Below are 11,067 nucleotides of genomic sequence, written 5' to 3' on the forward strand. Positions count from 1 at the left end.
TAAATCGAGGTCCCTACTTGCGGCCCTTGGTCAGCTTCGACTTCTTGATAAGGCCTTCATATTGGTGTGCGAGCAGGTGCGAATGAACCTGGGCGACCGTGTCCATGGTGACTGAAACGACGATCAACAGGCTCGTGCCGCCGAAGTAGAACGGCACCGAGAATTGCGAGATCAGCCATTCCGGCAGAATGCAGACGATCGACAGGTAGCCGGCCCCGATCACCGTCAGGCGGGTCAGCACCTTGTCCAGGTAGTCGGCCGTCGTCTTACCCGGCCGGATTCCCGGCACGAAGCCACCGTACTTCTTCAAGTTGTCGGCAGTCTCCACGGGATTGAAAACGACCGCCGTGTAGAAGAACGCGAAGAAGACGATCAGCAGTACGTAGACCGCCAGATAGACGGGGTGGCCACGGCCCAGATAGGCGGCGACGGTGGACAGCCATTCCGGCCCCTGCCCCGCCGAGAAACCGATCACGGTGACGGGCAACAGCAGGATGGAACTGGCGAAAATCGGCGGGATCACGCCCGAGGTATTGAGTCGCATGGGCAGGTGGGAGCTTTCGCCGCCGTAGACCTTGTTGCCCTGCTGCCGCTTCGGGTACTGAACGATGATGCGGCGCTGGGCGCGTTCCATGAAGACGATGAAGAATACCACGGCTGCCGCGCCGATCAGCATGGCGACGATCAACGCCGTGTGCAGGGCGCCGGTGCGGCCCAACTCCAAGGTCCCGGCCAAGGCGCCGGGCAGGCCGGCCACGATGCCGGCGAAGATGATCAGCGAGGTGCCGTTGCCGACGCCGCGGGCGGTGATCTGCTCGCCCAGCCACATCAGGAACAAGGTACCCCCAACCAGGGTAATCACGGTGACGAAGCGGAAGAACATGCCGGGGTCCGGGACCGCCGCCCCCTGGCTCGATGTCATGCCTTCCAGGCCTACCGCGATGCCGTAGGCCTGCAGGGCGGTAATCAGCACCGTCAGGTAACGCGTATACTGGTTGATCTTCTTACGGCCCGCCTCGCCCTCCTTCTTCATCGATTCCAGCGACGGCGACACGGTGGTCATCAGCTGCATGATGATGGAGGCGGAGATGTAGGGCATGATGTTCAATGCGAAGATCGTCATGCGGCTGAGCGCGCCGCCGGCGATCATGTCGAACATGCCGAGGATGCCCCCCGCGTTCTGCTTGAACACGTCCTGCAGGACGACGGGATCGATCCCCGGCAAGGGCACGTAGGAACCCAGCCGGTAGACGATCAACGCCCCCAGGGTGAACCAGATCCGCTTCTTGAGCTCCGTCGCCTTGGCAAAGGCTCCGAAGTTCAGGTTGGCGACCAGTTGCTCGGCTGCCGAAGCCATGGTTACCTGTTATTCCTTGCTGCCGGACTTGGTTTTGGCCTTCTTGGCCGGTGCCTTGCCCTCGGCAGGCTCTTCCGTCGCCTTGGGCGCGATCACCGTGACCGACCCGCCAGCCTTTTCGACCGCCGCGACGGCCGCCTTGGAGGCCCCAGCGACTTCGATGGTCAATTTGGCCGTGATGCCGCCCTTGGCCAGCAGGCGCACGCCATCCCGGACCCGTCCGACCAGCCCGGCTGCCGCCAAGACGGAAGCGTTCACCGGCTTCCCGGCGTCAAGACGGCCGTCGTCGACGGCCTGCTGCAGACGGCCGGTGTTCACCACCGCGAAGTCCTTGGCGAAGATATTCTTGAAGCCACGCTTGGGCAGGCGGCGGTAGAGGGGCATCTGACCGCCTTCGAAGCCGGCCAACGCCACGCCGGACCGGGCCTTTTGACCCTTATGGCCCTTGCCCGATGTCTTGCCCAGGCCGGAACCGATACCGCGGCCGACGCGCTTGCGCGCCTCACGGGCACCCGGATTGTCGCGAAGCTGATTGAGTTTCATGTCCTTGGTATCCCTAGACTGGAGCCTGCCGGAGTCAGCCGGCCTGCTCGACCCGCAGCAGGTGCTTGACCTTCTCGATCATACCGCGCACGGCCGGAGTATCCTCCAGCTCGCGAGTGCGGTGCATCTTGTTCAGCCCCAGCCCGATCAGGGTGGCGCGCTGATCGTTGCGCCGCCCGATGGGGCTGTGCACCTGAGTCACCTTTACGGTCTTCTTGGCGGCCATGGCCTTTACTCCTTGGCGGCAGCGGCCTGGGCGGCGGCACCGCCGCCCCGGCGCGAGACGATCTCGCCCACCTTCTTGCCGCGGCGGGTCGCCACGGTGCGCGGCGACATGCAGTTGCCGAGCGCATCGAAGGTGGCACGGATCATGTTGTGGGCGTTGGCGGACCCGATCGACTTGGCGACCACGTCCTGCACGCCCATCGTCTCGAAGACGGCACGCATCGGACCGCCGGCGATGATGCCGGTACCGGCCGGAGCCGCCCGCACCACCACCTTGCCGGCGCCGTAGCGGCCTTGAACGTCGTGATGCAGCGTGCGGCCCTCGCGTAGCGGAATGCGGACCATGGCGCGCTTGGCGCGATCGGTGGCCTTGCGGATCGCTTCCGGCACTTCACGGGCCTTGCCCGTACCGAAGCCGACCCGGCCCTTGCCGTCGCCCACCACCACCAGGGCGGCAAACGAAAAGCGGCGACCGCCCTTGACCACCTTGGCGACGCGGTTGATATGGACCAGCTTGTCGATCAGCTCGACATCGCCCTCGCCCCCCCGGTCGCGGGAATCGCGCGACTCGTGGGAGTCGCGGCGCCCCCGGCCCTCGCGGCCCTCGCGGCCTTCGCGCGGCTCGCGGCCTCCCCGGCCACCCCGCGCTTGGCGCGGCGGACGGGAACCGGGAGCGTTGGCTTCGTTATTCGACATCGGTTCAGCTCCTTAGAACGACAGACCGGCCTCGCGGGCCGCATCAGCCAGGGCCTGGACCCGGCCATGGAAGCGATAGGCGCCGCGATCGAAGGCGACCTCCTTGATACCGGCGGCCACGGCAAGCGCCGCGATGGCCTTGCCGACTTCGGTGGCGGCCTCTTTGTTGGCCCCGGTCTTCAGCTTGGCGCGCAGTTCCTTGTCCATGGAACTGGCGGCAGCCAGGGTCACGCCCTTCATATCGTCGATGATCTGGGCGTAGATGTGCCTGCCGGAACGGTGCACGGTCAAGCGCAACCGCTCATTGGCACGGCGCTTGAGATTGTACCGGTTGCGCCGCTTGCGGCGCTCGATCTGCTGATTCGCGTTGGCCATGGCTTACTTCTTCTTGCCTTCCTTGCGGAGGATCGTCTCGTCGTCATACTTGATGCCCTTGCCCTTGTAGGGCTCGGGACCGCGGTAGGAGCGGATTTCCGCCGCCGCCTGTCCCACCTTCTGCTTGTCGGCACCCTTGATGACGATATGGGTCTGGTCCGGGCAGACGATGGTCAGGCCGGCCGGAACCGGATAGCGTACCTCGTGGCTGTAGCCGAGTTGCAGCACCAGGTCCTTGCCCTGCATCGCGGCGCGGTAGCCAACGCCGTTGATGTCCAGGTTGCGGGTGAAGCCGTCGTTGACGCCCTTGACCATATTCCCGATCACGGCGCGCGCAGTTCCCCACATCTTGCGGGAACGCAACGAGTCGGTGCGCGGCTTGACGATCACCTCGCCGCTGCCGCTGGTGATTTCGACGTCGTCGTTGAAGGCGTGGGCGAGTTCGCCCTGCTTGCCCTTCACGGCGACTGTGTTGCCCCTGACCTCGACGGTCACGCCGCCGGGGATCTTCACGGGGTGCTTGCCGATGCGCGACATGGTTCCTGCCCTATCCTTTCACCCACCGCACCCGGTCAAAAGACCTGGCACAGCACTTCGCCGCCCACGTTCTGCTCGCGCGCCTCGGCATCCGAGAGCACGCCCCGCGGCGTGGACAGGATGGAAATACCCAGCCCGTTGTAGACCCGCGGCAGGTCCTTGATCTTGGAGTAGACCCGGCGACCCGGCGTCGAGACGCGGGTGATCCGCTGGATCACCGGGGCGCCTTCCTGGTACTTGAGTTCGATGGTGAACTCCCGCACCCCGTCGCGCACCTGATGTTCGGAGTAGCCGCGGATATAACCCTCCCGCTGCAGCACGTCCAGCACCGAAGCGCGCAGCCTCGAGGCCGGAGCCTCTATGGTCGGCTTGCGTGCCTGCTGTCCGTTGCGGATGCGGGTGAGCATATCGCCCAAGGGATCGGTCATCGACATCTGTAGTGCTCCCTTGTTCCTACCAGCTGGCCTTGACCATGCCCGGGATCTGGCCCATCGAGGCCAGGTCGCGCACGGCGATACGGGACAGCTTCAGCTTGCGGTAGTTGCCGCGGGATCGTCCCGACAGCTCGCACCGCAGTCGCACCCGCCCCGGCGCCGAATTGCGCGGCAGCTCGGCAAGCTTGAGCCGCGCCGCGAACCGGTCTTCCGGCGACAAATTGGTGTCCTTGGCCAAGGCCTTCAGCTTCGCCCGCTTCGCAGCGAACTTCTTGACCAAGCGTTCCCGCTTCTTGTTCCGCTCGATGGCGCTCGTCTTAGCCATTCGATCCGTCTCCGTCCCACAAAGCCGTTAGTTGGCGAACGGCATGTTGAAAGCCTTCAGCAACGCCTTCGCCTCGGCGTCGGTCTTGGCCGTCGTGCAGATGATGATGTCCATACCCCGGATTTCATCGACCTTGTCGTAGTCGATTTCCGGGAAGACGATCTGCTCCTTCAGTCCCATGGCGTAGTTGCCACGGCCATCGAAGCTCTTGCCGTTGACGCCGCGGAAGTCGCGGACGCGCGGCAGAGCGATATTCACCAGCCGATCCAGGAATTCGTACATCCGTTCACGGCGTAGCGTCACCTTGCAACCCAGCATCATCCCTTCACGCACCTTGTAGGTGGCGATGGACTTGCGGGCCTTGGTGATCACCGGCTTCTGGCCGGCGATCAGGGCAAGTTCCTCGGCGGCGGTCTGGACCTTCTTGCGGTCCGCGACGGCTTCGCCGACGCCCATGTTGATCACGATCTTGTCCAGCTTCGGCACCTCCATGGGGTTCTGGTAGCCGAACTCCTTCTGAAGGGTCTCGCGGACTTGCGTTTCGTATACCTCGCGCAGGCGTGCCATGGCGCGCATCCTCTCAGCTATCGATGACTTCGCCAGAGCGGCGCGCCACGCGCACCTTGCGCCCGTCTTCCAGCGTCTTGTAGCCGACGCGGGTAGGCTTGCCGCTCTTGGGGTCGATGAGGGCCAAGTTGGAGACGTGGATCGTCCCCTCCTTTTCCACGATGCCGCCGGCCTGGGCCTGCGTCGGGCGGGTATGGCGCTTGACCATATTCACGCCCTGTACGATGGCACGGTTGTCCTGGGGCATGACCTTCAGCACTTCACCGGTCTTGCCCTTGCTCCGGCCTGCGAGGACGACGACACGGTCGCCCTTCTTGATTTTCACCTTCGTCGCCATCATAGCACCTCGGGCGCCAGGGAAATGATCTTCATGTACTTGCGGGCACGCAGTTCGCGCGTCACCGGTCCGAAGATACGAGTACCGATGGGCTCGCCCTGCTTGTTGATCAGCACCGCCGCATTGCGGTCGAAGCGGATCGCCGTGCCGTCGTTGCGGCGGATGTCCTTGGTGGTACGCACCACGACGGCACGCAACACCTCGCCCTTCTTGACGCGGCCACGGGGGATGGCGTCCTTGACCGAGACGACGATGATGTCGCCGACGGTCGCGTACTTGCGCTTCGAGCCCCCGAGCACCTTGATGCATTGCACGCGCTTGGCGCCGGAGTTGTCCGCGACATCCAAGTTGGTTTCGACCTGGATCATGGTCTTGTTCCTTCCAGTCCTTCTGGTCCCGACTTAAACTTCGTCGGAGACCACCTCCCAGGTTTTGCGCTTGGAGATGGGTCGGCACTCGCGGATCTTCACCACGTCCCCCACCTTGCAGGCGTTGGCCTCGTCGTGGGCCGCATACTTCTTGGTCTGCTTGATGAACTTCTTGTAGACCGGATGCATGACTCGACGTTCGACCATGACGGTCACGGTCTTGTCCATCTTGTCGCTGGTCACGACGCCCTGCAGCACTCGCCTCGGCATGGCTCTCTCTTCCTTTTTCCTCAGGCCTTCGCCGCAACGCGGCGCTGGCCCAGAACCGTCTTGATGCGGGCGATGTCGCGCCGCACTTGGCGCACCCGGGCCGTGTTCTCCAACTGCCCGGAGGCACGCTGGAAGCGAAGATTGAAAGCTTCCTTCCGCAGATTGCGGATCGAATCCTTCAGCTCGTCGTCGGTCTTGGTCCGCAGATCGGTGACCTTCATCGCCTTACTCCTCATCGCCCAGGCGGGTGACGAACCGGGTTTGCACCGGCAGCTTCGCCGCGGCCAACGCGAAAGCCTCCTTGGCCACCTCGCGCGGCACGCCGTCCACCTCGAACATGATCCGGCCCGGCTTGACGCGACACACCCAGTATTCGGGAGCGCCCTTGCCGGAACCCATGCGGACTTCCGCCGGCTTCGTAGAGACCGGCACGTCCGGGAAGATGCGGATCCACACGCGGCCGGCTCGCTTCATGCAGCGGGTCAGCGCACGGCGGGCCGCCTCGATCTGGCGCGACGTGATGCGTTCCGGCGTGGTGGCCTTCAGGCCATAGGCACCGAAATTCAACACCGTCCCGCCCTTGGCGGCACCCTTGATGCGGCCTTTGTGGGCCTTGCGGTACTTTGTCCTCTTAGGGCTCAGCATCGCTCTTGTCCTCGATTCCTAAAGGCCGGCGTCAGCGTTGCGGCTGCTGGTCGAAGGCCTGCTTATCCATGGCCATGGGATCGTGCGCCATGACCTCGCCCTTGAAGATCCACACCTTGACGCCGCAGGCGCCGTAGGTGGTGAAGGCGGTGGACTCGCCGTAGTCGATATGGGCCCTCAGGGTATGCAGGGGCACGCGGCCCTCGCGGTACCACAACACGCGGGCGATTTCCGCACCACCCAACCGACCCGAGCAGTTCACCCGGATGCCCTGCGCGCCCAGACGCAGGGCCGACTGCACGGCGCGCTTCATGGCGCGGCGCACGGACACCCGGCGTTCCATCTGCTGGGCGATGCTCTCGGCCACCAGCTGGGCCTCGATCTCGGGCTTGCGGATCTCGACGATGTTCAGGTGCACTTCCGAACCGGTCATCTTGGTCAGGTCGGAGCGCAGCTTCTCGATGTCCGCGCCCTTCTTGCCGATGACCACGCCCGGACGGGCCGTATAGACCGTTACCCGCGCCTTCTTGGCGGGACGCTCGATCACCACCCGCGACACGCCGGCTTGGGCCAACTTCTCCTTGAGGAACTGGCGGATGCGAAGATCCTCGTGCAGGAGGCGCGCATAGTCCGAGTCGGAGAACCAGCGCGAGTCCCAAGTGCGGTTGATGCCGAGCCGAAGCCCGACCGGATTGACTTTTTGTCCCATTACACCGTCTCCTCGCGCTCACGCACTACCACCCGCAGGTTGCTCAGGAACTTCTCGATCCTGCCGACCCGTCCGCGGGCACGGGCGTGCCAGCGCTTCATCACCACGGCCTTACCCACCGTCGCCTCGGCGACATAGAGCTTGTCGACGTCCAGCTGGTGGTTGTTTTCGGCGTTGGCAATCGCCGACTGCAGCACCTTCTTGACGTCATGGGCGATACGCCGCTTGGAAAAGGTCAGCTCGGCCAGGGCCTGGCCGGCCTTCAGGCCGCGGATGCTCTGCGCCACCAGGTTCAGCTTGCGCGGGCTGATGCGGATGTAGGCGGCGCTGGCGATGGCCGCGTTATCCGGGAGCCGGCGCGGGGTTGCCTTCTTGCCCATGGTTTAAGACCTCTTCGCCTTCTTGTCGGCAGCATGGCCGTGGAACGTGCGGGTCGGCGAGAATTCGCCGAACTTGTGGCCGATCATCTCCTCGGTCACCAGCACGGGAACGAACTTGTTGCCGTTGTGGACCCCGAAGGTGATGCCCACGAACTGCGGCAGGATGGTCGACCGCCGCGACCAGGTCTTGATGACCTCGTTGCGACCAGACGACCGAGACGTCTCGGCCTTCTTCAGAAGGTAGCCGTCCACGAAGGGACCTTTCCAAACGGAACGCGCCACGACCGCTCTCCTTCGCTTACTTGCCGCGGTGACGGCGGCGAATGATCTGGCCGTCCGTCCGCTTGTTGTTGCGGGTCTTCATGCCCTTGGTGCACTTGCCCCAGGGAGTGACCGGGTGCCGGCCACCCGAGGTGCGGCCTTCGCCGCCGCCGTGCGGGTGATCGATGGGGTTCATGGACACGCCGCGAACCGTCGGGCGAACGCCCATCCAGCGCTTGCGGCCAGCCTTCCCCAAGTTGATGTTCTGCTGGTCCGGATTGGACACCGCGCCCACCGTGGCCATGCATTCGGCCCGCACGACCCGGAGTTCGCCGGACGCCAGCCGGAGCTGCGCCAGTCCCTGGTCCTTGCCGACCAGCTGCACGTAGGTACCGGCGGACCGGGCGATCTGACCGCCCTTGCCCGGCTTCATCTCCACATTGTGGACTACCGTGCCGACCGGAATGTTCTGCAACTGCAGCGCATTGCCCGGCTTGATATCGACCGCCTCGCCCGAAACCACCGTGTCGCCGACGTTCAGACGCTGCGGAGCCAGAATGTAAGCCAACTCGCCGTCCTGATACTTGATCAGGGCGATGAAGGCGGTGCGGTTGGGATCGTATTCCAGCCGCTCGACGATGCCCGGCACGTTGAACTTGCGACGCTTGAAGTCCACCACGCGGTAGCGCTTCTTGTGCCCGCCGCCCTGGTGGCGGACGGTAACGCGGCCGGTGTTGTTGCGACCGCCGTGCTTGCGCAGGCCTTCGGTCAGCGACTTTACGGGGTCGCCCTTCCAAAGATCCGAACGGTCGACCAGCACCAAAGCGCGGCGGCTGGGAGTGGTGGGACGATATTGCTTCAGTGCCATGGCCTAGCCCTCAAATGCCAGTCGTGATGTCGATCGACTGGCCTTCGGCCAGGGTCACGACGGCTTTCTTGGTGTCGTTGCGTTTGCCGAGATGGCCCCGGAACCGCTTGGTCTTACCTTCGGTGCGGAGGGTGTTGACCGCCGTCACCTTGACTTTGAACAGCCCCTCGACCGCCGCTTTGATCTCCGGCTTGGTGGCATCCAAAGGAACGGCGAAGGTAACCTGGTTGTGCTCGGACAGCCTGGTCGCCTTCTCGGTGATGATGGGCTTGCGGATGATCTCGTACATCCGGCCCAGGCTCATCTTGTTCTGGCTCATTTCAGGCGCTCCACAAGCTTCTCCACCGCCGCCTTGGTCAGCACCAGGGTATCGCGGCGCAGGATGTCGTAAACGTTGGCGCCCTGGCTGGGCAGCGCGTCCAGCCCGACGATATTGGCGGCGGCCAGGCCGAAATTCGCGTCGACGGCGGCGCCATCGATCAGCAGAACAGAATTCCAACCGAGGGCCTTGACCTTCTTCACCAAGTCCGAAGTCTTCGGCGCCGCCAGAACGGCACTCTCCAGGACCACCAGCTTACCCTCGGCCTGCTTGGCCGACAGAGCGGTGCGTAAGGCCAACCGCCGGACCTTCTTGGGCAGGTCGTGTTCATGGCTGCGCAGGACCGGGCCGAAGCAGGCGCCACCGCCACGATGGTGCGGAGCCTTCTTCTTCGTTCCCTGGCGGGCGCGGCCGGTGCCCTTCTGGTTGAACGGCTTGGCGTTGGAGCCGTTGACCTCGCTGCGCCCCATGACCTTATGGGTGCCGGCGCGGCGCTTGGCAAGTTGCCAATTGACCATGCGGGCCAGCAGGTCGGTGCGGACCGGAAGACCGAAGATGGCCTCGTCCAGGTCGATATCGCCGACCTTCTTGTTTTCGAGATTGATGACGTCGCACTTCATGGCCGGTTATTCCTTGCTCGCTTCAGCCTCGGGAGCCACCGCGTCGGCGGCGGCGGCCTTCAGGCCGGCCGGGAACGGCACGCCCTCGGGAAGGGCCTTCTTGACCGCGTCGCGCACCTTGACATAGGAGCCTTCGTGGCCTGGCACGGCGCCTTCCAGGAACAGCAGACCGCGGTCGCCGTCGACGCCCACCACCTTGAGGTTCAGGGTAGTGACGCGGCGGTCGCCCATATGGCCCGCCATCTTCTTGCCCTTGAACACCTTGCCGGGGTCCTGGCGGTTGCCCGTGGAACCGTGGCTGCGGTGGCTGATGGAAACGCCGTGGGTGGCGCGCAGGCCGCCGAAGTTATAGCGCTTCATGACGCCGGCGAAGCCCTTGCCGATGCTGGTGCCCGTCACGTCGACGAACTGCCCGGCGATGAAATGCGCTGCCGAAAGCTCGGCGCCCACTTCGACCAGATTATCGGTCGACACGCGGAACTCGGCCAGCTTGCGGCGCGGCTCCACCTTCGCTTTGGCGAAGTGGCCACGCAACGCCTTTCCGACGCGCTTGGCCTTGGCGGCACCCCAGCCGAGCTGCAGGGCGGTGTAGCCGTCCTTGTCCTGGGTGCGCTGGGCGACGACCTGCAGGCCGTCCACCTTCAGCACGGTGACGGGCAGATGAGTACCATCTTCGGCGAAGATGCGGCTCATACCCAGCTTCTGAGCGATCAGACCAGTCCGCATTGGGGCATCCTCAGAGCTTGATTTCCACATCCACGCCGGCCGCCAGATCGAGCTTCATCAGCGCGTCGACGGTCTGCGGGGTGGGATCGATGATATCCAGCACCCGCCGATGGGTCCGGATTTCGAACTGTTCGCGCGACTTCTTGTCGATGTGCGGAGACCGCAGCACCGTGAAGCGCTCGATGCGCGTCGGCAGAGGAATCGGGCCGCGCACTTGGGCGCCCGTACGCCTGGCCGTGCCGACGATCTCGCGCGCGGACTGGTCCAGCACGCGGTGATCGAAGGCTTTCAGTCGGATGCGTATGTTCTGGTTTTCCATGCTTCAGCCCAATCACTTCCATTGGCTGGCCGGCGTCCGGATGGACACCGGCCGGTTACCCCTGGTTACTTGTCGATCTTGGCGACGACGCCGGCGCCGACGGTCCGGCCACCCTCGCGGATGGCGAAGCGCAGGCCTTCGTCCATGGCGATCGGAGCGATCAGCTCGACCTGCATGGTCACGTTG

The 11,067-nt window shown here is 64.5% G+C and carries 23 protein-coding genes; all 23 read right to left on the reverse strand.

The genetic code is table 11. From position 1 onward, the window contains the following. Positions 1 to 13 precede the first annotated feature (13 nt). Positions 14 to 1,357: a preprotein translocase subunit SecY gene (gene secY / locus H7841_15045; GenBank protein MEO5338190.1), complete on the reverse strand. Its 1,344-nt coding sequence runs from the start codon at positions 1,355 to 1,357 to the stop codon at positions 14 to 16. Between the two features lie 9 nt (positions 1,358 to 1,366). Then, the gene (gene rplO / locus H7841_15050; protein ID MEO5338191.1) at positions 1,367 to 1,900 is read right to left on the reverse strand and encodes a 50S ribosomal protein L15; all 534 of its coding nucleotides are present in this window, start codon (positions 1,898 to 1,900) and stop codon (positions 1,367 to 1,369) included. A 34-nt stretch (positions 1,901 to 1,934) separates the two neighbouring features. Continuing rightward, positions 1,935 to 2,126, reverse strand: coding sequence for a 50S ribosomal protein L30 (rpmD, locus tag H7841_15055; protein ID MEO5338192.1), 192 nt, complete (start codon positions 2,124 to 2,126; stop codon positions 1,935 to 1,937). A 5-nt stretch (positions 2,127 to 2,131) separates the two neighbouring features. After that, positions 2,132 to 2,821 (reverse strand): 30S ribosomal protein S5, encoded by a 690-nt coding sequence (rpsE, locus tag H7841_15060; protein ID MEO5338193.1) that lies wholly within the window; start codon positions 2,819 to 2,821, stop codon positions 2,132 to 2,134. Between the two features lie 12 nt (positions 2,822 to 2,833). Then, a complete protein-coding gene (gene rplR, locus H7841_15065) occupies positions 2,834 to 3,196 on the reverse strand; it encodes a 50S ribosomal protein L18 (protein ID MEO5338194.1) in 363 nt (120 codons plus the stop codon). Between the two features lie 3 nt (positions 3,197 to 3,199). Beyond that, a complete protein-coding gene (gene rplF, locus H7841_15070) occupies positions 3,200 to 3,733 on the reverse strand; it encodes a 50S ribosomal protein L6 (GenBank protein ID MEO5338195.1) in 534 nt (177 codons plus the stop codon). Positions 3,734 to 3,768: 35 nt separating this feature from the next. Continuing rightward, positions 3,769 to 4,167 carry a 30S ribosomal protein S8 gene (rpsH, locus tag H7841_15075; protein ID MEO5338196.1) on the reverse strand — a complete coding sequence of 133 codons (399 nt, stop codon included), beginning with the start codon at positions 4,165 to 4,167 and terminating at the stop codon, positions 3,769 to 3,771. A gap of 19 nt (positions 4,168 to 4,186) precedes the next feature. Beyond that, positions 4,187 to 4,492, reverse strand: coding sequence for a 30S ribosomal protein S14 (gene rpsN / locus H7841_15080; GenBank protein ID MEO5338197.1), 306 nt, complete (start codon positions 4,490 to 4,492; stop codon positions 4,187 to 4,189). Between the two features lie 27 nt (positions 4,493 to 4,519). Further along, entirely contained in the window at positions 4,520 to 5,059 is a 540-nt protein-coding gene (gene rplE / locus H7841_15085; GenBank protein MEO5338198.1) for a 50S ribosomal protein L5, read from the reverse strand. Positions 5,060 to 5,072: 13 nt separating this feature from the next. Then, positions 5,073 to 5,396, reverse strand: coding sequence for a 50S ribosomal protein L24 (gene rplX / locus H7841_15090; GenBank protein MEO5338199.1), 324 nt, complete (start codon positions 5,394 to 5,396; stop codon positions 5,073 to 5,075). Beyond that, complete coding sequence (gene rplN, locus H7841_15095; GenBank protein ID MEO5338200.1) at positions 5,396 to 5,764, reverse strand: 50S ribosomal protein L14; 369 nt, start codon at positions 5,762 to 5,764, stop codon at positions 5,396 to 5,398. The genes rplX and rplN overlap by 1 nt, the downstream gene beginning before the upstream one ends. A 33-nt stretch (positions 5,765 to 5,797) precedes the next feature. Then, entirely contained in the window at positions 5,798 to 6,034 is a 237-nt protein-coding gene (gene rpsQ / locus H7841_15100; GenBank protein MEO5338201.1) for a 30S ribosomal protein S17, read from the reverse strand. 20 nt (positions 6,035 to 6,054) lie between these two features. Next, a complete protein-coding gene (rpmC, locus tag H7841_15105) occupies positions 6,055 to 6,255 on the reverse strand; it encodes a 50S ribosomal protein L29 (protein MEO5338202.1) in 201 nt (66 codons plus the stop codon). Between the two features lie 4 nt (positions 6,256 to 6,259). Continuing rightward, positions 6,260 to 6,679 (reverse strand): 50S ribosomal protein L16, encoded by a 420-nt coding sequence (gene rplP / locus H7841_15110; protein MEO5338203.1) that lies wholly within the window; start codon positions 6,677 to 6,679, stop codon positions 6,260 to 6,262. A 31-nt stretch (positions 6,680 to 6,710) separates the two neighbouring features. Next, a complete protein-coding gene (rpsC, locus tag H7841_15115; protein MEO5338204.1) occupies positions 6,711 to 7,388 on the reverse strand; it encodes a 30S ribosomal protein S3 in 678 nt (225 codons plus the stop codon). Then, on the reverse strand, positions 7,388 to 7,768 hold the full coding sequence (rplV, locus tag H7841_15120; GenBank protein MEO5338205.1) for a 50S ribosomal protein L22: 381 nt from the start codon (positions 7,766 to 7,768) through the stop codon (positions 7,388 to 7,390). The genes rpsC and rplV overlap by 1 nt, the downstream gene beginning before the upstream one ends. 3 nt (positions 7,769 to 7,771) lie before the next feature. Continuing rightward, entirely contained in the window at positions 7,772 to 8,050 is a 279-nt protein-coding gene (gene rpsS / locus H7841_15125) for a 30S ribosomal protein S19 (protein ID MEO5338206.1), read from the reverse strand. A gap of 16 nt (positions 8,051 to 8,066) precedes the next feature. Next, positions 8,067 to 8,897 (reverse strand): 50S ribosomal protein L2, encoded by an 831-nt coding sequence (gene rplB / locus H7841_15130; GenBank protein MEO5338207.1) that lies wholly within the window; start codon positions 8,895 to 8,897, stop codon positions 8,067 to 8,069. A gap of 10 nt (positions 8,898 to 8,907) precedes the next feature. Next, positions 8,908 to 9,216 (reverse strand): 50S ribosomal protein L23, encoded by a 309-nt coding sequence (locus H7841_15135; GenBank protein MEO5338208.1) that lies wholly within the window; start codon positions 9,214 to 9,216, stop codon positions 8,908 to 8,910. After that, complete coding sequence (rplD, locus tag H7841_15140; protein ID MEO5338209.1) at positions 9,213 to 9,836, reverse strand: 50S ribosomal protein L4; 624 nt, start codon at positions 9,834 to 9,836, stop codon at positions 9,213 to 9,215. The genes H7841_15135 and rplD overlap by 4 nt, the downstream gene beginning before the upstream one ends. 6 nt (positions 9,837 to 9,842) lie before the next feature. Then, positions 9,843 to 10,562 (reverse strand): 50S ribosomal protein L3, encoded by a 720-nt coding sequence (gene rplC / locus H7841_15145; GenBank protein ID MEO5338210.1) that lies wholly within the window; start codon positions 10,560 to 10,562, stop codon positions 9,843 to 9,845. 10 nt (positions 10,563 to 10,572) lie between these two features. Continuing rightward, on the reverse strand, positions 10,573 to 10,881 hold the full coding sequence (gene rpsJ / locus H7841_15150) for a 30S ribosomal protein S10 (GenBank protein MEO5338211.1): 309 nt from the start codon (positions 10,879 to 10,881) through the stop codon (positions 10,573 to 10,575). Between the two features lie 65 nt (positions 10,882 to 10,946). Next, the coding region (gene tuf, locus H7841_15155) for an elongation factor Tu (GenBank protein MEO5338212.1) at positions 10,947 to 11,067 on the reverse strand (121 nt) is incomplete at its 5' end.

It is taken from the genome of Magnetospirillum sp. WYHS-4 (assembly GCA_039908345.1).
In the GTDB taxonomy this organism is placed as follows: Bacteria; Pseudomonadota; Alphaproteobacteria; order Rhodospirillales; family GLO-3; genus JAMOBD01.